The following is a 24,761-nucleotide window of genomic DNA, read 5'->3' on the forward strand; positions in this document are numbered from 1 at the left end:
GACTTAATTCGACTCTTCTCGTTTTTGTTTTTTTGCTTTCGCTTTGGCTATTGCTGCGGCAATTTTTGCTTGTTTATCGTGCTCAGGGGCATTGTTTGCTTGATGCTCAGTATTATCACCTGTGTCCTTGGCTGGTTGCGAGTTCGCTATTTTTTTTGCTTTCGCTTTGGCGACAGCTTGTGCAATACGTTGCTTTTTCTGTGCAGCTGTCTCAGCCTCGGTTGAAGGTGTAACTTCTGCACTTGCCGCTTTATTGTCTTGCGTGTTGCTATCCGATGCTGTTTCCGGCTCATGTTCAGTTGCTGTAGCAATATCATTCTGCTCAGAGCTTGCGCTGGTTTGCTGATGCTGTTCATCAACTAATTCTGGTGACTTATTTTCTTGAGCTTTTTTTGCTTTTTTTGCTTTGGCCTTGGCTACAGCTGCAGCAACACGTTGACTTTTAGCGCTTGAATCATTTGTATCAAGTGCTAAGTTGGGTTGTATCGCTTGCTCGGCTGCATTTGTTGCCTGCTCAGTTCTTTGCTCAGATTTTTGATCAATTTCTTGCTCAGCTTTGTTAGCGGCTTGCGCTTTTTTCGCCTTAGCACGTGCAATTGCCTGAGCTACTCGGTCGGCTTTATCTGTGTTGTCAGCGGCAGAAGATGATGCTTGAGTAGGGCGGTTAGCATTGTCGGGAGTATTCTCAGTCTTTTGCTCGACTGACGCTGAACTGCTCTGCTGGCTAGCGGCAAGTTCGGCAGCTTTAGCTGCTTTTTTGGCTTTAGCGCGGGCAATGGCTGCGGCAACAGGTGATTCACCTTGCTTGTCGCTATTTGACTCATTAGCTTGCGGTTCAACTGTTGGCGAGGCACTTTCTTCTATATTTGTATTGCCAGTGCTTTGTGCTTTTTTCGCTTTAACTCTAGCCAATGCTGCTGCTACGGCAGATTGCGCTTGTTGACCTTCTTCCGTTTTAGCACTCATTGCTGCACGCCTTGCTTCAGAAGCTTTACGTTGCTTTTCTTCTCTTGCTTTACGCTCGCGCTCTAATCGCGCTTTGCGTGCTTCAAAGCGTGCTTTTGCTTTTTCAGCTTTTATATCTTGTAAATCTTGGTGACGAATTTCTGCTTTTGCTACCCGGTAATATTGAACCAAAGGAATATGACTAGGGCAAACATAAGCACATGCGCCACAATCAATACAGTCGAATAAATTAAGTTGCTTCAGTTTGTCAAAATCTTTCGCTTTGGCGTACCACTGTAATTCTTGCGGCAGCAATTGGCTTGGGCATACCTCGGCGCATTGGCCGCAACGAATGCATTCAACTTCTTTGTTATCAAGCGCTAATTCTTTGTCATTGGGTACTAACAAACAGTTAGTGGTTTTGATCACCGGTACCTTATCTGATGGCAAAGTAAAGCCCATCATCGGCCCGCCCATAATAATCACTTGTTTGTCTTTAGCTTGAATATTGTGACATTGTGCAACTAAATCTTTAACTGGCGTGCCGATTGCTGCCCAGATATTTTGTGGTTTAGCTAAACCTTGGCCTGTCACAGTAACAACACGTTTAATTAACGGTGTATCATGGATAACCGCCTCTGCTATGGCAAAGCAAGTGGCGACGTTTTGCATAACCACGCCTTGGCTGATAGGTAAACTGCCACTGGGGACTTCTCGGCCAGTTAACGCTTTAATCAGTTGTTTCTCACCACCCGTCGGATATTTAGTTGGCAACACGCAAACATGAATACCATTAATACCGGCAACCGCTTTTTTCAGTGACTCAATGGCTTCTGGCTTGTTATCTTCAATACCAATTAACACCATTTGTGGGACTAATAAATGCTTAAGAATATTGATGCCATCGACTATGGTCGCGGCGTGTTCTCGCATAAGTAAGTCATCGGCAGTGATATAAGGCTCACATTCCGCAGCGTTAATGATTAAAAAATCGATATTAGGCTTATTATTTACCTTAATATGGGTTGGGAAGCCGGCGCCCCCCATACCACTGATACCGGCATTGGCAATTTTTTGGACAATATCGGTTTTATCTATTGAATGGTAATCTTCACACAGGTTTCTCGGTCGCCATGAGTCTAAGCCATCAGGCTTGAGAAAAATACATAACTCGGATAGCCCAGAAGGGTGAGCGGTCATGTGATTAGCTATTTGTTCTATCGTACCACTGGTTGGGGCATGAACAGGTACTGCCATCGGCGAGCTAGGGGCGGTAAGTGGTTGGCCCTTTAATACGTGATCACCAATGTTTACTAAAATATCACCAGCGACACCAATATGCTGTTGTACTGGGATCACTAATTGCTCAGGCAGCAGTAACGGCTTAATAGGTTTGTCTGTAGTTAAAAACTTTTGTTCTGGCGGGTGCACACCACCAGAGAACTTCCAAAAGTGATTGTGTTCAATTCGATTTATAATAGATTGCACTTTTACTTCCTATTCTATTTCCACAACAGGAATCGCATTAAGATCCCATTGCCAATTTTTGGTGGTTTGTGGAATAGGGCGCATTTCAATACAGTCAACTGGACAAGGGGCAACACACAGGTCGCAGCCAGTACATTCATCGGTAATTACCGTGTGCATTTGCTTGGCCGCACCAATAATAGCGTCAACCGGACAAGCTTGAATACATTTAGTACAGCCGATACAGTCTTCTTCAATGATAAAAGCAACTTTCGGCGTGTTATCTTGCTCATGGGTCGCATCAAGTGGTTGAGGTTCAACCCCCATTAAATCGGCTATTTTTTTTATGGTGTCTTCACCACCAGGTGCACATTTATTAATTGCTTCGCCATTTGCCACTGCTTCAGCATAGGGCTTACAGCCGGGGTAACCACATTGACCACATTGCGTTTGTGGTAGTAGCGCATCAAGCTGTTCAACAATCGGGTCGCCTTCAACTTTAAACTTGATTGAAGCAAAGCCAAGTAGTGCTCCAAATAATGCGGCAATCACACCAATAACAATAATAGCAATGATGACAGTCATTAGAATTTCACCAAGCCAGTAAAGCCCATAAAGGCTAAAGACATTAAGCCTGCAGTGATCATAGCAATGGCTGAGCCTTTAAATGTTTGTGGGATATCTGCATCGGCAAGTTTTTCGCGCATTGCAGAAAACATGACTAACACTAGCGAAAACCCAGCTGCTGCACCAAAGCCATAAACAATAGATTCAAAAAAGTTATGCTGTTCATAAATATTGAGTAAGGCAACGCCTAATACCGCACAGTTTGTGGTTATTAATGGTAAAAAGATGCCGAGTAAACGGTATAAATTTGCGCTGGTTTTATGAACCACCATTTCGGTAAACTGAACGACAACGGCAATGACGAGTATGAAAGCCATGGTCATTAAATATTCTAAACCTAGCGGCGTTAAAATATAGGTGTTAACTAAATAACTCAGCATTGATGCCAATGTCATAACAAACGTTGTGGCAAATGACATGCCGATAGCGGTTTCAGTTTTTGATGACACGCCCATAAACGGGCACAGGCCGAGGAACTGTACTAAAACGAAGTTATTTACTAATACTGTGCCAACAAGCAACAGCAAATATTCGGTCATAACGTTGTGTGAAATCAGGAAAATTCCGCTTATTATCCTTGTTTATAACGAAATTAACAACTTATGGATTGTAGGGATTTTCAATTTTTTAACGAAAACCCCCAGTGATTAAGGTAGTAAACTGATGGGTTTATAGTGGTTTTGGCTTTCCTACATAAAAACCTTGGCAACCATCAATAAATAAACGTTCTAGCGTATGCTTTTCTTCCTGACTTTCAACGCTTTCTGCTAGCACCCCAATACTTAGGCGGTGAGCTAAATCTACCATTAGTCGCAAGAAATATTGATTATTCTTATCATCATCAATATCACGCGTATAAGTGCTATCCATTTTGATAAAGTCAGGCTTTAAGTCTCTGAAAAACTTAAATGAGGTTAAACCAACACCAAAGCGTTCTACAGTAACTCTAGAACCAACACGATGTAACATGTCGATAAAGCGTTTACTGGTGCGGATATTTTGCTGCAGGCCAAATTCACTTAATTCAAAAACAAGGCGAGGGGCTACTTTAGGTTCACGTAGTAATCTGCGTTCAAGCCAAATTATAAAATGCTCATCGGCAATAGTACGCGCACTTACGTTAATCCCATAGCTGTGGTCGATTAAGTTTTTCGAAACAATTTCGTTGATTGCGGTCTCGATAATTAATTTATCAACCGCGGCAATTTTATCGAGCTTTTCAGCCATAGCGAAAAATGAGGCCGTTGGTAGCATCTCTTCATTTGAGTTGAGGAAGCGCGCCAGCACTTCGCTATAGACTCGGCTATTTCTGCTTGTTGGTTGAATAGGCTGAACTAATAATTTAATTCGTTGATTTTCAATAACGTTATCAATTTCTTGACGCCAATTTTGGTTGCCTTGATTAAAATCTGCGTTTTTTAGCGCTTCAGCGTCTTTTTGCACATACCACGCATTAATTCGCTGCGTTTGCGCAATGCTAATCCCCGTATCGGCCAACGCTAATAACTCACCTAACGGTTTAGTTTGATCAAAGTGAACTAAACCGCTATATGCGATTGAATCAAGATCTGACGTTTGTTGATACTCATTAAAGCGATTGGTCAGATCTGTGGCAAAACTTTCTGCTTCTTTTATTGGTGTATTCGGCAAAATGGTGGCAAAGTCAGAACTATTTAACCTAAATAGGCGACCAGACTTATATCGGCTAATAGTCTCTTTTAAAATTTCAGACACTTGCTTGATATAATTATCACCTTCGTTATAACCATGTATTTGGTTAACCGTTTGTAACTCGCTACAGCGAGTAATAACTAATACCCCATATTTTAGCGAACTTTTACTGTCCATGATGGATTCATAAAACTGGACAAATTTATTGCGATTATCAACGCCAGTGATTTGATCAGTATAGGCTTCTTTTTGCAGCATTGATGAGTTGGTTACCTGAGACTCAATAAGCTGCTTAATTGCTAGCATACCTTGCTTTAATTCAGGAATATCAATAATGTCATGTTCACTATCTAATTGGGCATCAGAGACAATTGACAGGTCTTTTTTAATTTGTTGGTTAATCACCGCCATAAATCGAGTATTATTTTTTATACTCATTGATGTCGCAAAGGCTATAAGTGCAACGATAAGCGCGGTTAATGCCGCAATAAATTTTAATATGAATAGTGATTCTGCAGAGTGGTTAAGCTGATAGTCTATGGTGAGATTAACCGTTTGCAGCGATACTTTATTTATTGGCTGCTCTACAAAAGGAAATGTAAAACCAGGTTTGGGGTTTGTATAGCTATATATTTTTTCTCCGTTGTAGCTACTAATGTTCAAAATGTTGTAATCAGCATTTTTCCTTAGCGTATTGGCTAGCTCTTTATTGTTACCTATTTGTTGAGCAATAGCTGCTATGGCTGTTTGGTGCTGTTTATCTTTATCAGCCGTAAAGTCGGCTAAAAATACAATTGAGATAATTGACGTAATTACGACAAAAACAACGCCTAGCACGATATTTCTCGCCAATAATTGAGAGAATGAGTACATGATCTCTTGAAGTTCCTACGAAAAATTTAAACAGGTTTATAACCTATTTATAACATGAAAGTATAGCCAATTCTAACCTATTGTAATGCATAAAAATATCTGTTTAGCTAAACCTGTAAAGATCTGAATAAAGTCATTTTAATTTTTTGATTAAAACCTAGTAAAAAATAACCAATAAATCATCAGAGATTGGTCATTTATACTTGCTTAAAGTAGCTCCGAGCTATATAATCCGCTGCAACTTTAAGCAATACGATTGCACTGAGAAGTAAATAACCTAAAGCAAATGAAATGCAAATTAAGTTATTTCCTTTAATCGTATTGTGTTCATCAATGCATTTTGATGAAAACAATGGGCTCAGTGATTATTAGCCCCTTGTTTTGGGGCTTTTTTATTTGGTTGGCTTATTAACTGAATAAACAGCAAGAATTCGCTGGGCTTTATGCCCTTTTTTTGTATCTGGAGAATTTAGGATTGGCAAAGTTCGAGCAAAAACTCACTGAAATGTTGCGACCTGCAGTTGAAGAGGTTGGCAAAGAATTACTTGGTACCGAGTTTATAAGTGCCGGTAATCATTCAGTGTTGCGGTTATATATCGATCATGAGAACGGAATTACAGTAGACGATTGTGCGGAAGTGAGTCGTCAAGTAGGTGCTATTTTAGATGTTGAAGATCCAATTAGCACTGAATATAACTTAGAAGTTTCGTCACCAGGGTTGGATAGACCGCTGTTTGACCTAGCTCATTTTGAAGCAGTTGTAGGTCAAGTGGTTGAAGTTAAGCTTGGAGTGCCACTTAATGGACGCCGAAAGTTTAAAGGTCAATTATTAGCGATCGAAGGTGAAACCTTAATTGTTGAAGTTGATCGCCAAGAATACGAATTGCCATATGGCAATGTCGATAAAGCGAACTTAGTTCCCCAGTTTTAACATTATTGAGTAAGTAGAAGGCTAAAAAACATGAGTAAGGAAGTTTTACTGGTCGTAGATGCGGTGTCGAACGAAAAAGCGGTTCCACGGGAAAGTATTTTCCAAGCAATGGAAACAGCATTAGAGACAGCCACTAAAAAGAAATATGAAGGCGATATTGAAGTTCGTGTATCTATTGATCGCAAAACCGGTGAGTTTGATACCTTCCGTCGTTGGTTAATTATTGACGACAGTCAGCAAGAAATGGAAAACCCATATGCGGAAATTAGTTTAGCCGCAGCTCAATATGAAAACCCGGAATTAAATGCCGGTGATTATGTTGAAGAACAAATTGAGTCAGTAAAGTTTGACCGTATAACCACACAAACTGCCAAGCAAGTTATTGTGCAAAAAGTGCGTGAAGCAGAGCGTGCGTTAATCGTTGACGCATACCAAGAGCAAGTTGGTGAGCTAGTAACTGGTGTGGTGAAAAAAGCCAATCGTGACAGCATCATTTTAGACTTAGGTAACAATGCTGAAGCGATTGTTTACCGTGACGATATGTTGCCACGCGAAGTATTTCGTCCAGGTGACCGTGTTCGTGGTTTGTTATATGCAATTAAGCCTGAAGCACGTGGCGCACAATTATTTGTTAGCCGCACTAAGCCAGAAATGCTGATTGAGCTATTCCGTGTTGAAGTACCTGAAATTGGCGAAGAAATGCTTGAGATTAAAGGTGCTGCTCGCGATCCAGGTTCTCGTGCTAAAATCGCGGTTAAAAGTAATGACAAGCGTATCGATCCTGTTGGTGCCTGTGTTGGTATGCGTGGTTCGCGTGTACAAGCGGTTTCTGGTGAACTTGGTGGCGAGCGTGTTGACATCGTATTATTTGACGATAACCCAGCACAGTTTGTTATCAATGCTATGGCACCAGCTGAAGTTGCATCAATTATTGTTGATGAAGACAAAGGTACTATGGATATCGCTGTTGAAGAAGGCAACTTAGCAATGGCAATTGGCCGAAATGGCCAAAACATTCGTTTAGCAAGCCAACTGACTGGTTGGGAATTAAACGTAATGACCGTTGATGATATGAACGAAAAACATCAAGCGGAAAACGATAAGGTACTTAACCTATTTACCGACAAACTCGATATCGACGATGATTTTGCCACCATCTTAGTAGATGAAGGCTTCACTTCATTAGAAGAAATTGCCTACGTGCCAGTCAATGAATTACTTGAAATTGACGGCATGAACGAAGAAATCGTTGAAGAATTACGTGAAAGAGCAAAAGCAGCATTAACGACACAGGCACTAGCTAGTGAAGAGTCGTTAGAAGGTGCTGAGCCAGCCGAAGACTTATTAGCACTTGAAGGTTTAGAGCGTCACTTGGCGTTTGTGTTGGCAAGTAAAGGTATTTCAACGTTAGAAGACCTTGCTGAACAAGGTGTAGATGACCTAGTTGAAATTGAAGAAATTGATGAAACCAAAGCAGGTGAGCTGATTATGGCTGCTCGTAACATCTGCTGGTTTAGTGAAGAATAATAACGCCGGGAGAATTGTATAGATGGCAGATGTAACGATTGAAGAACTCGCCAATGAAGTAGGCACTCCGGTAGACCGCTTAATTACTCAGTTTGCAGAAACTGGTGTAAAAAAATCAGCGCAGGACACGGTTACTGAACAAGAAAAAGAAACTTTGTTGACTCATTTAAGAAAGCAACATGGTGACGAATCTGATGCTCAGCCGAGCAAAATGACATTAAGTCGTAAAAAGAAAACGACCCTTTCTGTTGGTAGCGGCTCAAAAGCTAAGCAAGTTCAAGTGGAAGTGCGTAAAAAACGCACTTACGTTAAGCGAAGTGATGTTGAAGAACAACAGCTTGCGGAAGCACAAGCTAAAGCTGAAGAAGAAGCGCGTTTAGAAGCTGAAGCACAAGCAGCAGCAAAAGCTGAAGCGGAAGCTAAAGCCAAGGTAGAAGCCGAAGCTAAGGCTAAAGCGGAAGCTGAAGCAAAAGCAAAGGCGAAAGCTGAAGCGGATCAAAAGGCGAAAGAAGCAGCACTAGCAAAAGCGAAAGAGATAGAAGACGCGAAGAAGGCAATGTCGCCAGAAGAGCGCGAAGAAGCTGCAGAAGCTGAGCGCATCTTAAAGCAAAAAGAAGCAGAAGCTGCAGCTAAAGCAGAAGCGGAAGCAAAAGCGGCTGCTGAAGCAGCTAAAAAGCTTGCTGAAGAAAATGAAGCGCGCTGGAAAAAAGAAGAAGAAGAGCGTAAGGCGCATGAAAATGATGTCGTACATGTAACCTCTTCTCGCTATGCTCAAGAAGCTGAAGACAAAGTTGATGCTGAAGATGAGGGTGGTCGTCGTCGTCGCAAGAAAAAACCTGCGAAAGAAGAAAAGCCAGCTTATCAAGGTAAAGGTAAGAAAAAAACCTTATCAGCCCCACAAAGCCTTAAGCATGGCTTCCAAAAGCCAGTAGAGATCAAAATGCAAGAAGTGCGTATTGGTGAAACAATTTCAGTAGCTGAATTAGCTAACAAGATGTCTGTTAAAGGTGCTGAAGTTGTTAAAGTGATGTTTAAAATGGGCGCAATGGCGACCATTAACCAAGTGATTGACCAAGAAACAGCAGCATTGGTTGCTGAAGAAATGGGTCGTGAAGTGGTACTGGTTAAAGAAAACGCATTAGAAGAAGCTGTGCTATCTGATCGCGGTGAAGTAGGTGAAGCGATTACTCGTGCTCCAGTAGTAACCATTATGGGTCACGTTGACCATGGTAAAACTTCATTACTCGATTACATTCGTGAAGCGAAAGTAGCCGCAGGTGAAGCGGGTGGTATTACTCAGCATATCGGTGCATATCACGTAGAAACCGGCCATGGCATGGTAACTTTCTTAGATACACCAGGTCACGCCGCGTTTACCGCAATGCGTTCACGTGGTGCTAAAGCTACTGATATCGTTATTATCGTTGTTGCTGCAGATGATGGTGTTATGCCACAAACAATTGAAGCAATTCAGCATGCTAAAGCAGCTGGAGCGCCGATTGTTATTGCGGTAAACAAAATGGATAAAGAAACCGCTGATCCGGATCGCGTAAAAACTGAGCTTTCACAACACGATATTATTCCAGAAGACTGGGGTGGTGATGTACAGTTTGTTCATGTTTCAGCAAAAACTGGTTTAGGCATTGATGAATTGCTTGATGCTGTATTGTTACAAGCAGAAGTACTTGAGTTAACAGCCGTTGTTGACCAAATGGCCAGTGGTGTTGTTGTTGAGTCAAAACTTGATAAAGGTCGCGGCCCTGTAGCGACGGTACTTGTTCAAGAAGGTACATTGAAGCAAGGCGATATCGTTCTTTGTGGCTTAGAGTACGGTCGTGTACGTGCGATGCGTGATGAGTTAGGTCGTGAAATTAAATCGGCTGGCCCATCAATTCCTGTTGAGATTTTAGGTCTTTCTGGTGTACCACAATCAGGTGATGAAGCTACTGTTGTTAAAGATGAGAAGAAAGCTCGTGAAGTTGCGCTTTACCGTCAAGGTAAATTCCGTGATGTTAAACTTGCTCGTCAGCAAAAAGCGAAATTGGAGAACATGTTCTCTGACATGGCTGAAGGTGATGTTTCTGAAGTTAACGTGGTATTAAAATCTGACGTTCAAGGTTCACTTGAAGCAATTTCTGATGCGTTAGTTAAACTTTCAACAGATGAAGTGAAAGTGAAAATTATCGGCTCAGGTGTTGGTGGTATTACCGAAACTGATGCCTCACTTGCTGCAGCATCAAATGCGATTGTTGTTGGTTTCAACGTACGTGCTGATGCCTCTGCGCGTAAAGTAATCGAAGCTGAAGGTGTTGATTTACGTTACTACAGCGTTATCTACAACCTAATTGACGAAGTTAAACAAGCAATGAGCGGTTTACTTGCACCAGAATTTAAGCAAGAAATTATTGGTCTTGCTGAAGTACGTGATGTGTTTAAATCACCGAAACTTGGTGCAATTGCTGGTTGTATGGTTACCGAAGGTTTGATTAAACGCAGTGCGCCAATTCGTGTACTTCGTGACAACGTAGTAATTTACGAAGGTGAATTAGAATCACTTCGTCGCTTTAAAGATGACGTTCAGGAAGTTCGTAACGGTACAGAATGTGGTATCGGTGTTAAGAACTACAATGACGTTAAAGTGGGTGACCAAATCGAAGTATTCGAGACTGTAGAAGTTAAAAGAACGCTTTAGTAGCGATCTTTTGCTGAGTAATTAAATTTAACGTCATCCCGTATTCGTTACGGGATCTTCTTCCGCTTTAATGAAGTTTTTAATGATAAGGGGATTCCTGCCTACACAGGAATGACGAAAAATTAATGAAATGGGGGCTTAGCCCCCGTTTTTCTCTCAACGAGAATAAGTTAGGAGTCATTATGAGCAGAGATTTCTCTCGTACTGATCGGGTTGCACAGCAAATCCAAAAAGAAATTGCCACGATTATTCAGCGTGAAGTGAAAGATCCACGCTTAGGAATGGTTACGGTAAATGCTGTAGAAGTAACACGTGATTTGGCTTACGCCAAAATTTTTGTCACGTTTTTTACCTTAGAAGGGCAAAATGAGCAGCAGTCGGCAGCTATTTTAAATGAAGCGGCTGGCTTTATTCGAAGCTTACTTGCTAAACGTTTAAAAGCGCGCATTATGCCTGAACTGCGTTTTGTTTATGACGCTTCATTAGTTGAAGGTGTTCGCATGACTAATCTTGTTAATCAAGCGGTTGCCGACGATGAGCGTAAAGCGGGTAGTCAAAAAACTGATGAAAGTGCTGAGGACTAATCATTAATGGCTAAACGAAGAAAAGGTCGCTCAATAAACGGCATTGTGTTACTCGATAAGCCGTTAGAAATTTCTTCTAATCAAGCACTGCAACAAGTAAAGCGCTTATATTTTGCCCAAAAAGCAGGTCACACTGGTGCGCTTGACCCACTTGCTACAGGTATGCTGCCAGTATGTTTAGGTGAGGGCACTAAGTTTTCTCAGTTTCTGCTTGATACTGATAAAACCTATATAGTCACCGCTAAATTAGGTATACGTACAACCACTAGTGATGCTGATGGTGAGATTGTTAGTGAAAAACCAGTGAATATTACCCAAGAGCAACTTTCAGCGGCGCTTGATAAATTCCGTGGTAAATCACAACAAATACCATCGATGTACTCGGCGTTGAAATATCAAGGTCAGCCTTTATACAAATATGCTCGCGAAGGCATTGAAGTGCCACGTGAAGCTCGAGAAATAGAGGTTTTTAGCTTAAAGCAATTACGTTTTGATGTTGATGAAGTAGATTTAGAGTTACACGTATCGAAAGGCACCTATATTCGCACTATCGTGGATGATTTAGGCGAGCTGTTAGGTTGTGGCGCTCATGTGGCAATGTTACGCCGGGTTAGCGTTGGTCATTATCCACGCGATAAAATGGTGACTATTGAACAACTTGAAGCGTTACTAGAAAAGGCAAAAACTGAAGATGTTAAGCCGTCTACTTATTTGGATGAAGTATTATTGCCGATGGAGTCTGCGTTAGTAGGCATGCCTTCAGTAGAAGTAGATGAAAGTTCGGCGATGTATTTGCGTAACGGTAATCCTGTGCAAGTAGCGCAAGCGCCAGTTTCAGGCTTTGTACAAGTGTATTGTGACAACGGTGAGTTTCTTGGTGTCGGTCAAATAAATCGAGACGGTTTGGTTGCGCCAAAGCGTATTGTCGTTGAGCACGAAGATAACTGTTAATCTTGCTTGCAATCGTAGGGCGTAGTGATAGAATACGCGCTCTTTGGAACGTCTTGCTGATTTAGTGTTCGGCTTGACGCGATTTTTTACACTAAAATATTTTAAGGTACATATTATGTCTTTAACTACTGAACAAAAAGCAGCATTAGTTGCTGAATACGCTATCAAAGAAGGTGACACTGGTTCTCCAGAAGTTCAAGTTGCTTTGTTAACTACACAAATCAACCACTTACAAGGTCACTTTAAAGCTCACATCCACGATCATCACTCACGTCGTGGTTTATTACGTATGGTTAGCCAACGTCGTAAGCTTTTAGACTACTTAAAGCGTAAAGACGCTCAGCGTTACACTACATTAATCGGTAAATTAGGTTTACGTCGTTAATCCTAGCTTTACTCGAAGAAAAGGCGCCAAATGGCGCCTTTTTTGATCTCACTTGGCCTTTGCCAATCTCATTGACTCTCTTAACTTTTATAGCTCATCTTCTGGTTTGACCACTTAGTCATTTGCGCTACTATAGCAAAATACAACCTTTGATAATTAAGCGTTAATCGCTAATGGAAAGGTATAGGAATTAGGTAACCGATAGTCATGACCATCTCACCCGAAGATATCACCATCAGCTGTCAGGATGGTGTTAAATTAGCAGCTAGCCTGTATTGTCCAAGCTCACCAGTAGTGGGGGCAGTGATGATCGGCCCTGCAACAGGTATTAAGCGTCAGTTTTATCATTATTTTGCTTTATATTTAGCTGAGCAAGGCTACGGCGTTATCACGTTTGATAATCGTGGTATTGGTCAGTCATTAGTTGGCGATATCAGCAAGTGTGAGGTTAATTTACAAAGCTGGGGCGAGTTAGATATGCCTGCGGTGCTCAGTGAATTGCAGCAACGTTTTCCAGACACTTTATATCATCTTGTTGGGCACAGTGCTGGTGGCCAACTATTAGGTTTGATGGCGAACTGTCAGGAGCTTACCTCAGTATTTAACTATGCTTGTTCATCAGGTCAATTGCGCAACATGCCTGCACCTTATCAAATAAAAGCACATATTTTTATGAATATATTTATTCCATTATCTAATTTGCTTTTTGGTCATGTGAAATCACAATGGTTAGGCATGGGCGAGCCCTTACCTAAAAATGTCGCTGCGCAGTGGCGACAATGGTGTAATGGCCAAGGGTATGCAAAAACCGCCTTTGGTAAAACTATTCATCGTCACTGGTATCATGAAATCGATGTACCATCGCTTTGGGTGAATGCTAGTGATGATGAAATAGCCATCAACGATAATGTTGAAGATATGGTAAGTGTCTTTAGCCAAATTCGCGAAAGGCGCTTAACGTTATTACCAGAGCAATTTAATTTGCCTGAAATTGGACATATGAAATTCTTTAGTCGCAGGGCGTCGAATTTATGGCAATTTGCTTCGGATTGGTTTGAACAATTCAACGCCGCTGGAAGGAAATAAAGCGAAAAAGCACTAATTGCTGATTTAGCGCAAATATTTTTATGACAATATTATTTTAATTGCCTTATACCAATTTTATTAAATATTTAATCACTTCAGAGCTACGTCAGGGAAGTTAGAATAAAGTAAATTGATGCAGATGTAGCTATTCTCGGCTTTGTCTCCTGAGTCGCCCTATCTCCTGCATCCATGCAGTCGTCCATCAAAACAATTTGCAAAATTATCACTTTTCCTGGCGAGCTCCCAAGGGGCGAGTTTAAATGGCTTATATGCTGCGTTATTGATCTTGATAAGGGAATAACCATTACCGGCAATCAATGCCTTGCCCATAAGCCATTTAACTCTCGCTGAATGACCAAATCTTTAATTCAATTGGTATTAAAGCTAGCAAAAGCCACACTTGCCGTTATAATGACCGTGCAAAATTAAATGATAGAAAAAGAGCTAATTTAAATAGGTAAATTAGTGTCTCAACTAAGGAATGAAATAAATGTTTACTCCGGTAACAAAAACATTTGAATACGGTCAACACACCGTAACTTTAGAAACAGGCGTTATCGCGCGTCAAGCTACTGCTGCTGTAATGGCATCAATGGATGACACTAGCGTTTTGGTAACCGTAGTTGCTAAAAAAGAAGCTGTTGAAGGTCAAGACTTCTTCCCGTTAACAGTTAATTATCAAGAAAAAACGTACGCAGCGGGTAAAATCCCAGGCGGTTTCTTCAAGCGTGAAGGTCGTCCTTCTGAAGAAGAAACACTAACTGCACGTTTAATCGATCGTCCAATTCGTCCGTTATTCCCAGAAGGGTTTACCAACGAAGTTCAAGTGATTATTACAGTAGTTTCTGCAAACCCAGAAATTGCCCCAGATATTATTTCATTATTAGGTACGTCAGCTGCTTTAGCGATTACTGGTGTACCGTTTAATGGTCCAGTTGGTGCAGCCCGTGTTGGTTACACTGACGGCAAATATATTTTAAACCCTCTTCAGTCTGAACTGGAAACTAGCCAATTAGACTTAGTTGTAGCAGGTACTGAAGCTGCGGTATTGATGGTAGAATCTGAAGCTGATGTATTATCAGAAGAAGTGATGCTTGGTGCAGTAGTTTATGGTCATGAGCAGTCACAAGTTGCAATCAATGCTATTAAAGAGTTTGCAGCTGAAGTGAATAATCCATCTTGGGATTGGGTTGCTCCAGCTAAGAACGAAGCATTAGCGTCGAAAATTGCTGAGCTTTCAGAAGCACAAGTAAACGAAGCATACCAAATTACAGAAAAAGCAAAACGCTATGAGCGCATTGCTGAAATCCGCAATGAAGTTGTTGAAAAGCTGTTAGCTGAAGACGAAGAATTAAACGTTCAAGAAGCGAAAGACATTTTCCACGATTTAGAAAAAACTGTTGTACGTGGTCGTATCACGCAAGGTCATCCGCGTATCGATGGTCGTGAACCAGATATGGTTCGTGCGTTAGACGTAATGACAGGCGTATTACCAAGAACTCACGGTAGCGCAGTATTTACTCGTGGTGAAACTCAAGCGTTAGTAACAGCTACTTTAGGTACAGCACGTGATGCACAACGTGTTGAAACTATATTAGGTGAGAAAACTGACAACTTTATGTTGCACTATAACTTCCCTCCATACTCAGTAGGTGAGACTGGTTTTATCGGTTCTCCTAAGCGTCGCGAAATCGGTCATGGCCGTTTAGCTAAGCGCGGTATTATGGCGGTTATGCCAACAATGGAAGAATTCCCATACGCGGTACGTGTGGTTTCTGAAATCACTGAATCAAACGGTTCATCATCAATGGCTTCTGTTTGTGGTACTTCATTAGCGTTAATGGACGCTGGTGTACCAATTAAAGATTCGGTAGCTGGTATTGCTATGGGTCTGGTTAAAGAAGGTGATAGCCACGTTGTACTTTCAGATATCTTAGGTGATGAAGATCACTTAGGTGATATGGACTTTAAAGTGGCAGGTACTAAAGATGGTATCACTGCACTGCAAATGGACATTAAGATTGAAGGTATTACTAAAGATATTATGCAAACTGCACTTAGCCAAGCTAAAGGCGCGCGCGTACATATCTTAAGCGTAATGGACCAAGCAATTAACAGTGCACGTGACGATATTTCTGAGTTTGCTCCACGTATTCATACACTTAAAATTAGTGCTGATAAAATTCGTGACGTTATCGGTAAAGGCGGCGCAACTATTCGCCAACTTACTGAAGAAACGGGCACAACCATTGAAATTGAAGACGATGGCACGGTGAAAATTGCGGCAACAGACGGCAAGCAAGCTGAAGATGCAATCAACCGCATTAAAGCGTTAACTGCTGAAATTGAAGTAGGCTCTGTGTACACAGGTAAAGTTGTGCGCATTGTTGACTTTGGTGCATTCGTTAACGTATTACCAGGCAAAGATGGCTTAGTTCACATTTCACAAATTTCAGATGAGCGAGTTAACGCTGTTACTGACGTGTTAAGTGAAGGTCAGGAAGTGACTGTTAAAGTACTGGAAGTAGACCGTCAAGGTCGTGTGCGTTTAAGTATGAAAGAAGCTGTTGAAAAAAGTGAAGCTGCACCAGCAGAAGCACCAACAGAAGAATAATACTTTCTCACCTACTCGGTAAAATAAAAGGGAGCTATAAAGCTCCCTTTTTTATATACTGATTATCACAATATCACCTAGAAGTTAGTGAGGACGTATTTTTAAGTGAATAAATTATTGACTACTCTAACCGTTGCTATTTTGTTAACCGTACAAGGTTGTGCCTCAACAAACAGCGCCAATGACACTGTCGGCAATTTAGTAATTGCTGAGCCTTTACCAATTAATTATAAAAGTGAAGTCGCCTTAGCGCGTTTGACTGAAGTTATACAACGTGCAGAAATTAATGATGTGCAAAAAGCTCAGCTTTATTATGATCGAGGGGTGATTTATGACAGCGTTGGCTTGCGAAATTTAGCCCGTTTAGACTTTAACCGAGCACTTAGATTAAAACCTGATCTGGTTGATGCTTATAATTTTCTAGGTATTCATTTTACACAGCTTCAAGAGTTTAATCAGGCCTATGACCAATTTGATTCTGCAATTGATTTAGCGCCAGAGCACGAATTTGCTTTCCTAAATCGAGGCATTGCTTTGTATTATGGTGGTCGCCCGCAGCTTGCTGCTGACGATTTTGAAGTGTTTCTAAGTAAACAAGTTAACGATCCTTACCGTGTACTTTGGTTATATTTAGCAGAAAAGGATGTTGATCAAGAACTCGCACTAGTCAATTTAGCTGAGCGTGCAAAAATGGTTGGCGACCATGTTTGGGCGAAACAAGTGATCAGGCTTTATTTAGGCGAGTTGTCTCAAGATAAGTTTATTGCGCAACTTACCGAAAATGTTGAAACTAACAAAGCATTAACCGACAGATTGTGCGAAGCTTATTTTTACTTAGGTAAATACGCTTTATTTAATGGCCATGAACATGCTGCCATGAACTTTTTTAAATTAGCACTTAGTACTAACGTTTATGAGTTTGTCGAGCATCGTTACGCCAAGTTAGAGCTTGATTTATTACGAGACACTTACCTGTAACTTGTAATGGTTGCTAGATTATTATGTTTTTTGAGCTTGGTGATATTATTATCTTCAAGCTCATTTTCCTCCCAGCGTTACCTTGAACAGCACAGCGCTTACCTCTACAAAAAGACAAAAGTTTTAAATTATGCTTTAGCGCATAACCAGCCCTTAGCACATTATATTAATTTCAATCGAGTAAAAATTGGCAGCCAACAATGGCTAGCTAGCGGTAATGCTATCGCCAATTTACACCCTGAGGTTGCCTTTGCAATGATGCAATATTTTCATCAGCAGGGAAATTTAGCGTTAGCAAGTTTTTATGGCCAACAGGCTATTTCAGAGCAAGCTTTAACAAATTTCAACGTGGCCACCAGTCGCATGAATTATGCTTATAATCGACAACAAGCATTGGTTGAGTTAGCGACAATTTTATATCGTCAAAATCAATATCAGCAAGTTTACAAGTTGGCCAATTTTGTTAATCAGAGCAATAGAGTTAATCAGACTAATAGCGTTAATAGCGCCAATATTGCTAATGAGTTAAGCGAACAACTAATAACAACCCCTGCATTAACTAAGCTTGTCATCAAGTCGTTAATGGCAGAAGAAAAGGATGCCGAACTATATCGTTTGGTGAACACATTAAACAACCTGCCTCAAAGTCAAAGTTCTGGATATGCGCCTTTGTTTAGTGAACTTCGAATGTTTAACCTACTAAATGATAAGCCCAATAGTGCTAATGCAAGCTGTTCAGCTTCTATTACCTTAGTCGGCAGTCGTTGGGAGTCTTTAACAAAATGGGCCACTTTTGCTAAACAGCTTAAACACAGTGAACTTGCCTCGGTTATCTGTGTGCAGCAGATTCAATACGTGCCTGATATTGCTCAAAATTGCGTTGCTGAAAAAGGGCAAGCAATAAGCTGTAGTGAATTATTTTGGCAGCAATACACAGATGTTTTAGCGAGTGAATATTTAGCTGTGATGTTAGATGAAGGTGGAGCAAATGTTCACTATGGTATTTTGTACTTGGATAAAGAAGATGACTTTACGGTTTTTAAACATGAATTAAACCATTTGCTTGGTTTTGTTGATGAATATGAATTAGCTAATAGCCATACAGTTTGTCGTTTGCCGAATATGGCATTAGGTTATAACATTGCCATCGTAAATTTAGATGACATTAATAATAATAGGTTGGACCTAGATCAAGTAAAACAACTTCCTTGGTTTGCGATGCTTAGCACCAGTCTTAATAGCAATGAATATTTGGTTAGCAAACCTAATGAAACTGGCGAACAAATAAAGCAGTATTTGCCAATCAACCAAGCGCTGTCCGAGTCTGGAGTGGGAATGTTTGTTGCAGAAACCTGTAGTGAAGAAACTGGACATGTCGCATTAAAGCCATTGCCACAGTTAACCATTATGCGTAATCACAATACTAAGTTTCCGAAAACTTATGTCGATTTGTTGAAGCAGTCGCCAAGAAAGTTTAATCGTCCAAGCTTTCATTACAATATTGCCTATGCCTTGTATCAACAAGGTAATAATGAAGCTGCAAGGGAGTTTTTGAAGCAGTCAGCTACTTACACAAGTGACCAACAAACAAAAGCGAAAATATTAATAGGTGGTTATTAACTTACTTAATTTAACTTAAGTTTAATTTGCCTAGGCTTTGCTTTAAATTGTGCAAAGTTCTAATGTAAAGCCTTACGTACGTTTAAGTATATCTATACGTCGCTCGATTAAGGATGTTTGCTTTGACGAATGTAGTTTTTTAACCTCTATGCGAGGAACATTTCTTACACTGGCTGTTGGCCACATTGCTTGATTTGGGGAGTCTTGTTCTTGTATTTCAAGCGGTTGCTTATCTGCATCGAGATTGTTTTTATACCAAGAGAATAGTGCCATATTTCTCATCCTTCATTGTTGTCTGTTAGGTATAGCTCAAACTTGATTAAATTAACAATTAATTAACGAATTATTTTATCGATAATAAGATATAATTGTTGAAAATTTATTACTGTGAAATGTCAGATTTTTGATGATTGAGTTTTGCCCGCAAGAATTTAAGCGACAGTTTCCATTTTTTCACGAAAACAATAGCAATGGTCAGTCGTTAATATACTTCGACAATGCTGCCACTACTCACAAGCCTAAAACGGTTATAGAGCATTGCAGTGAATTTTATCAAGACTACAATGCTAACGTTCATCGTTCTTCCCATCAGTTGAGTAGTGTCGCAACTCAAAAATTTGAGCAAGCTAGACACCTAGTAAAGCGGTTTATTGGCGCAGCTTCAGAGAAAGAAATTGTATGGACCAAAGGTACAACTGAAGGGATTAATTTAATTGTTCAAACCTATGGCCGCACAAATATTAAATCGGGTGATGAAATTTTGCTTAGCGTCAGTGAACATCATGCCAATATTGTACCTTGGCAAGAGCTAGCGAAAGAAACCGGCGCTGTAATTAAAGTAATGCCACTAGAAAGCGATGGCAGAATAGATACGTTAGGTGTTAATGAACTTATTTGCGATAAAACAGCAATTGTTTCGTTAGCGATAATTTCAAATGTTATTGGCAAACGTAATGACGTTGACGCCATTATTGCTAAAGCGCATAGTGTCGGCGCTATTGTTGTCCTTGATGCGGCACAAGCAATTGTTCATGAAAGAATTGATGTTAGCGCGCTTGATTGCGATTTTCTGGTGTTTTCAGGGCACAAAATGTATGGCCCGACGGGAGTCGGCGTTTTATTTGGCAAGCAAGCGCTGCTAGAAGCAATGCCACCTTATCAGTTTGGCGGAGAGATGATTAAGAAAGTTAGCTTCTCTGGCACTAGCTATGCTGATCTTCCATTTAAATTTGAAACCGGTACGCCAAATATCGCAGGAGTTATTGGGCTTGGCGCCGCTGTTGAGTTTATGCAGCACCATGGTAATGCGATGTTTAACTACGAAGCGGAATTGACTAAGTATTGCTATCAAAAGCTGGCAGCAATAGACAATATTCAATTATTGTTCGAGCAAATGCCAGATATTCCGTTATTCTCATTCACAGTAAAGCGCCATCATAACCAAGATATTGCGAGCTACCTTACCGCTCATAACATTGCGATAAGAGCAGGGCATCATTGTGCCATGCCTTTAATGGAGTACTTATCTTTGCCAGGTAGTCTACGTATTTCATTAGCGCCATATAATACCAAACAAGAAATCGACTCGGTTATTAAATGTCTGCAAGACTTCATTGCAGGTAATGCTTCTGAGCAAAAGCAAACTAAAGACGCCATATTGAAAGTAGAAGCAAGATTAGCGATAACTCAGAGCGCACCTGAAAAAAATCCTTTGGTTAACGATATCATTCAACGATTGCAAAATGCTCGTGGTTGGGATGGTCGTCATCGAGAAATTATGCTGCTTAGTAAGCAATTGCAGCGTATGCCACACTCATTAAGAACTAACGATAACTTAATTCAAGGCTGTGAAAGTGATGTCTGGATTAAGGCGAATCAAACCGCTGATGGTCAGTGGCACTTTCAAGCAGATAGTGATGCTAAAGTGATCCGGGGTTTACTGGTGATAATATTGAGCTTTTATCAAGATAAAACCTCGGCGCAAATTCAGCAGTTGAATATTGATGATTATTTTGACCAGCTAGGGTTAATGCACCACTTAAGCCCGTCAAGAGGCAATGGGGTAAAGGCCATTGCCAATTATATTTATCAGCAGAGTCAAGGCGGTTAGCGAGTTGACTCCGCTAACGCTACCATTTTGTTTAATGTGCTTACTATCTGGGTTTTTTCTGAATAAGCTTATCAATGGCTCTGCCAACAGCAAAAAATGCAAAGCTTGCTGTAACATGGGTTGCCGCGCCAAAGCCGCCACTGCAATCTAATCGCATTGCACCTTCATTACTTTGTTTGGCATGACAAACGTTACCTTCGTTATCAGGATAAACCAGCTGCTGAGTTGAAAATACCGCATCTATGCTAAATTTACGCTTAGTATTGCGCGAGAAATTATACTCACGGCGCAATTGGTTTCTAACTTTAGCCAGCAGCGGATCTTGATAGGTTTGGCTTAAATCGGCAATGGTAATTTGCGTCGGATCGGTTTGACCACCAGCGCCACCTACTGTAATTACCGGTATTTTTTGGCGCTTGCAATGGGCAATTAATGCTGATTTCACCTGTACTGAGTCAATTGCATCAATAATATAATCAAACTGATCAGTGATTAGCGTGGCGAGATTATCCATGGTCACAAAGTCTTCCACTTGGTTGACCATGCATTCTGGGTTAATTTGTTTAATACGCCCAGCCATGACCTCTACTTTACTCTCTCCAACTGTAGAGGTTAAAGCATGAATTTGGCGATTGACATTGGTTGTACAAATATCATCTAAATCCACTAAGGTGATCTGGCCAATCCCTGTTCTTGCCAAAGCTTCTGCAACCCATGAGCCTACGCCACCTATGCCGATCACCGCGATATGTGCTTGTTGAATTATTTCTGCACCTTTGGTGCCATAAAGTCGCGAAATGCCGCCAAACCTAAGTTGATAATCAGACATATAAATCCACTGAGCAAAATAAAGGCGCGCATTATACCAAGATTTTTTTTAGTTTGGCTAACCTGCTATTGCACTTGGTGAAACTGACAAAACTTATATTTACAGGTGCTTTTCTGCTCGGGTTTATGGTCAAGTAATGTTGCTTGCCATTTGAGTAGGCGTTGATCAAAATAAACCGCAAATATTGTCATCACTAGATACAGCATAGGTACGACTATTAGTGACTGCTTTATAGAAAACTCAAATGATGAGGGAATTAACGCAATAATTACCACAGTCAATAAAATGAGCAGTTTTTGACTGGCACTAATTAATAACAGTAGGTTTTTCATTTTTCACTTCCTTTTACCCTTTACTATTAAGTTGTAGCAATCATATCGCTTGTTAATCTCTTTTAATGGTGGCATATTAGCCATCATTAATGGTAAAAGTGACGCTTTGTGTTGCGGAGGAATTGCTGATGAAAATTGCAGTATTAGCAACCAATGGCTGCATGGTATCGGCTATATATGGCATATTAGATGTGATTATAGCTGCCAATTTTTGTGCGAAAAAGCGCTATGGTAACGGCACAGATAAAGTATTAGATTGCCAAATTTTTACTATAGATAATCGTCCAGTTACTGGTTACAACGGTATTCAAATTATGCCAACCCAGTTACTAAACTTTGATGATGTGCCTGATATTATTGTGGTTTCAGCGACCGTTGAAGTAGTCGTTGATTGCTGTGGTGATGATATTGAAATAGCACAGCGTGATGAAATTAAGCAGTGGCTTAATCATTGTTACCAACAAGGCGCTTTAGTTACTAGTTCATGTACAGGTGCATTTTTATTGGCGTCGTCTGGCTTATTAGCTGGTAAAGTGGCAACAACCCATTGGCGAAGTGCAGAGCTTTTTCACCGGGTATTTCCTTATATTCGCCTAGAGAGCGATAAATTATTAGTCGATAACGGCGATATTATTTGCTCTGGCGGCTCGATGTCCTATATCGATTTAATGCTTTATATTGTTGAACGCTATATAAGTCGGGAAGTGGCATCTGATAGTGCAAAGCTGATTGTTTTTGATCCTGTACGAGACAAACAGTCGCCTTATATTAGCTTTAAAGCACATAAAAAGCATGATGATCAAGCGATATTAAAAGCCCAAGAATGGCTAGAATCACACTTTCATAAAGAAATTATTATGGATGATTTAGCTCAGCAGGTTGGTTTAGGTGCTCGCACCTTTAAACGTCGCTTTAAGTTAGCCACTGGCGAAAATCCGATTAATTATTTACAGCGTATTCGGGTGGAAATGGCGAAAGAGCGTTTAGAAAAAACCACTGACACGATAAATAACATTATTTGGTCAGTAGGGTATGAAGATGTTTCTAGCTTTCGGCAGTTATTTAAACGCTTTACCGGCTTAACGCCAAAAGACTACCGACAAAAGTTTGCCTAAAAAAATTCGTATAAAAAACTAATGCCTTTAACATAAAAAAAGCAGCCAGTTGGCTGCTTTTTTTATTAAGAATAAACTAAATTGCTTATTTATCCGCTAAAGGTGTAAATTCGCGGTTAATTTCGCCTGTGTACATTTGACGAGGTCGACCGATTTTTTGACCAGGTTGAGATAACATCTCATCCCAGTGAGAAATCCAACCAACAGTACGTGACATTGCAAAAATTACCGTAAACATGCTAGTAGGAATTCCAATTGCTTTTAAGATAATACCTGAGTAGAAATCAACATTCGGGTATAACTTCTTCTCGATAAAGTATGGGTCTTCTAAAGCAACTTTCTCTAACGCCATTGCTACATCTAATAATGGATCGTTAATGCCAAGCTCTTTTAATACTTCATGACATGTTTCACGCATTACTGTTGCACGTGGGTCAAAGTTTTTATAAACGCGGTGACCAAAGCCCATTAAACGGAATGGATCGTTTTTATCTTTAGCTTTAGCAACAAACTCATCTACACGGCTAACATCGCCAATTTGCTCAAGCATAGTTAAACATGCTTCGTTAGCACCACCGTGAGCAGGGCCCCATAGTGATGCAACACCAGCTGCAATACATGCATATGGGTTAGCACCAGAAGAACCTGCTAAACGTACCGTTGATGTTGATGCATTTTGCTCATGATCAGCATGAAGCGTAAAGATACGATCCATTGCTTTAGCAAGCGTTGGGCTTACTTTGTATTCTTCTGCAGGTACAGAGAACATCATGTGTAAGAAGTTTTCTGCATAAGATAAGTCGTTACGAGGGTAAACGAAAGGTTGACCCATGCTGTACTTATAAGCCATTGCTGCAATCGTTGGCATTTTTGCAACTAAACGATGAGCACAACGCATACGTTGAGCAGGATCGTTAATATCTAAATCACTGTGATAGAACGACGACATTGCGCCAACTACACCACATAACATCGCCATTGGGTGAGCATTTGGTAAGAAACCTTGGAAGAAGTGCACCATTTTTTCATGAACCATAGTGTGGTTCGTGATAATGTTTTTGAACTCTTCGTATTGCTCTTTATTTGGCGCTTCGCCATTTAATAGAATGTAGCAAACTTCAAGGTAATCGGCGTTTTTCGCTAAACTATCTATGGCATAGCCACGATGTTGAAGTATACCTTTACCACCATCTATATAAGTGATTGCAGACTCACAAGAAGCGGTCGCAAGAAAACCAGGGTCATAGGTGAAGTAGCCTGATGCACCTAATGTGCGGATGTCTATAACGTCGTTGCCGGCAGTACCTGAAAGAATTGGTAACTCAGCAACTTCTTTACCATCAATACTTAAAGAGGCTTTTATATCAGCCATATGTTTGATCCCCTATATTTTTTAATTACTGACTGGGCTAATCAAAAGAAGT

At 40.6% G+C, this 24,761-nt stretch carries 20 protein-coding genes; 12 read left to right on the top strand and 8 right to left on the bottom strand.

Going from position 1 to position 24,761, the window contains the following annotated elements; all coding sequences use genetic code 11:
* Window positions 1-3: 3 nt before the first annotated feature.
* From rsxC to ACOB82_RS06735, 4 genes are all read right to left on the bottom strand, one after another.
* Window positions 4-2,433 carry an electron transport complex subunit RsxC gene (rsxC, locus tag ACOB82_RS06720; RefSeq protein WP_448212195.1) on the bottom strand — a complete coding sequence of 810 codons (2,430 nt, stop codon included), beginning with the start codon at window positions 2,431-2,433 and terminating at the stop codon, window positions 4-6.
* A 9-nt stretch (window positions 2,434-2,442) separates the two neighbouring features.
* Complete coding sequence (gene rsxB, locus ACOB82_RS06725; RefSeq protein WP_448212196.1) at window positions 2,443-2,997, bottom strand: electron transport complex subunit RsxB; 555 nt, start codon at window positions 2,995-2,997, stop codon at window positions 2,443-2,445.
* Entirely contained in the window at window positions 2,997-3,578 is a 582-nt protein-coding gene (rsxA, locus tag ACOB82_RS06730) for an electron transport complex subunit RsxA (RefSeq protein WP_448212197.1), read from the bottom strand. The genes rsxB and rsxA overlap by 1 nt, the downstream gene beginning before the upstream one ends.
* A 130-nt stretch (window positions 3,579-3,708) precedes the next feature.
* Window positions 3,709-5,583: an EAL domain-containing protein gene (locus ACOB82_RS06735; RefSeq protein ID WP_448212198.1), complete on the bottom strand. Its 1,875-nt coding sequence runs from the start codon at window positions 5,581-5,583 to the stop codon at window positions 3,709-3,711.
* Window positions 5,584-6,058: 475 nt separating this feature from the next.
* On the opposite strand from ACOB82_RS06735, the gene rimP reads away from it, so the two are divergent.
* The 10 genes from rimP (at window position 6,059) to ACOB82_RS06785 (ending at window position 18,951) form a co-directional block, all read left to right on the top strand.
* Window positions 6,059-6,514, top strand: coding sequence for a ribosome maturation factor RimP (gene rimP, locus ACOB82_RS06740; protein ID WP_448212199.1), 456 nt, complete (start codon window positions 6,059-6,061; stop codon window positions 6,512-6,514).
* 30 nt (window positions 6,515-6,544) lie between these two features.
* A complete protein-coding gene (gene nusA, locus ACOB82_RS06745; protein ID WP_448212200.1) occupies window positions 6,545-8,041 on the top strand; it encodes a transcription termination factor NusA in 1,497 nt (498 codons plus the stop codon).
* 22 nt (window positions 8,042-8,063) lie between these two features.
* Window positions 8,064-10,733 (top strand): translation initiation factor IF-2, encoded by a 2,670-nt coding sequence (gene infB / locus ACOB82_RS06750; RefSeq protein ID WP_448212201.1) that lies wholly within the window; start codon window positions 8,064-8,066, stop codon window positions 10,731-10,733.
* Between the two features lie 182 nt (window positions 10,734-10,915).
* Window positions 10,916-11,317 (top strand): 30S ribosome-binding factor RbfA, encoded by a 402-nt coding sequence (gene rbfA / locus ACOB82_RS06755; protein WP_448212202.1) that lies wholly within the window; start codon window positions 10,916-10,918, stop codon window positions 11,315-11,317.
* Between the two features lie 6 nt (window positions 11,318-11,323).
* Window positions 11,324-12,268, top strand: a complete 945-nt coding sequence (gene truB, locus ACOB82_RS06760) for a tRNA pseudouridine(55) synthase TruB (protein WP_448212203.1) — start codon at window positions 11,324-11,326, stop codon at window positions 12,266-12,268.
* Window positions 12,269-12,383: 115 nt separating this feature from the next.
* The gene (gene rpsO, locus ACOB82_RS06765) at window positions 12,384-12,653 is read left to right on the top strand and encodes a 30S ribosomal protein S15 (RefSeq protein ID WP_448212204.1); all 270 of its coding nucleotides are present in this window, start codon (window positions 12,384-12,386) and stop codon (window positions 12,651-12,653) included.
* 207 nt (window positions 12,654-12,860) lie between these two features.
* Window positions 12,861-13,739: an alpha/beta hydrolase family protein gene (locus ACOB82_RS06770; RefSeq protein ID WP_448212205.1), complete on the top strand. Its 879-nt coding sequence runs from the start codon at window positions 12,861-12,863 to the stop codon at window positions 13,737-13,739.
* A gap of 490 nt (window positions 13,740-14,229) precedes the next feature.
* Window positions 14,230-16,353 carry a polyribonucleotide nucleotidyltransferase gene (gene pnp / locus ACOB82_RS06775; RefSeq protein WP_448212206.1) on the top strand — a complete coding sequence of 708 codons (2,124 nt, stop codon included), beginning with the start codon at window positions 14,230-14,232 and terminating at the stop codon, window positions 16,351-16,353.
* A gap of 105 nt (window positions 16,354-16,458) precedes the next feature.
* A complete protein-coding gene (gene nlpI / locus ACOB82_RS06780; RefSeq protein WP_448212207.1) occupies window positions 16,459-17,331 on the top strand; it encodes a lipoprotein NlpI in 873 nt (290 codons plus the stop codon).
* Window positions 17,332-17,586: 255 nt separating this feature from the next.
* Window positions 17,587-18,951 (top strand): hypothetical protein, encoded by a 1,365-nt coding sequence (locus ACOB82_RS06785; protein WP_448212208.1) that lies wholly within the window; start codon window positions 17,587-17,589, stop codon window positions 18,949-18,951.
* Between the two features lie 72 nt (window positions 18,952-19,023).
* Here ACOB82_RS06785 and ACOB82_RS06790 read toward each other — a convergent pair whose 3' ends face one another.
* Entirely contained in the window at window positions 19,024-19,224 is a 201-nt protein-coding gene (locus ACOB82_RS06790) for a hypothetical protein (protein ID WP_448212209.1), read from the bottom strand.
* A gap of 133 nt (window positions 19,225-19,357) precedes the next feature.
* Between ACOB82_RS06790 and ACOB82_RS06795 the strand changes: the two genes are divergently transcribed.
* Window positions 19,358-21,061 carry a SufS family cysteine desulfurase gene (locus ACOB82_RS06795; RefSeq protein WP_448212210.1) on the top strand — a complete coding sequence of 568 codons (1,704 nt, stop codon included), beginning with the start codon at window positions 19,358-19,360 and terminating at the stop codon, window positions 21,059-21,061.
* A 43-nt stretch (window positions 21,062-21,104) separates the two neighbouring features.
* Here ACOB82_RS06795 and tcdA read toward each other — a convergent pair whose 3' ends face one another.
* Together tcdA and ACOB82_RS06805 are read right to left on the bottom strand one after the other, a co-directional pair.
* Complete coding sequence (tcdA, locus tag ACOB82_RS06800; protein WP_448212211.1) at window positions 21,105-21,890, bottom strand: tRNA cyclic N6-threonylcarbamoyladenosine(37) synthase TcdA; 786 nt, start codon at window positions 21,888-21,890, stop codon at window positions 21,105-21,107.
* A 65-nt stretch (window positions 21,891-21,955) separates the two neighbouring features.
* Entirely contained in the window at window positions 21,956-22,222 is a 267-nt protein-coding gene (locus tag ACOB82_RS06805) for a hypothetical protein (protein WP_448212212.1), read from the bottom strand.
* A gap of 128 nt (window positions 22,223-22,350) precedes the next feature.
* Here ACOB82_RS06805 and ACOB82_RS06810 point away from each other — a divergent pair, with 128 nt between their 5' ends.
* A complete protein-coding gene (locus ACOB82_RS06810) occupies window positions 22,351-23,337 on the top strand; it encodes a GlxA family transcriptional regulator (protein ID WP_448212213.1) in 987 nt (328 codons plus the stop codon).
* Between the two features lie 85 nt (window positions 23,338-23,422).
* Here ACOB82_RS06810 and ACOB82_RS06815 read toward each other — a convergent pair whose 3' ends face one another.
* Window positions 23,423-24,709: a citrate synthase gene (locus ACOB82_RS06815; protein ID WP_448212214.1), complete on the bottom strand. Its 1,287-nt coding sequence runs from the start codon at window positions 24,707-24,709 to the stop codon at window positions 23,423-23,425.
* Window positions 24,710-24,761: the final 52 nt, after the last annotated feature.

The sequence above is a fragment of the Colwellia sp. MEBiC06753 genome (assembly GCF_053470325.1).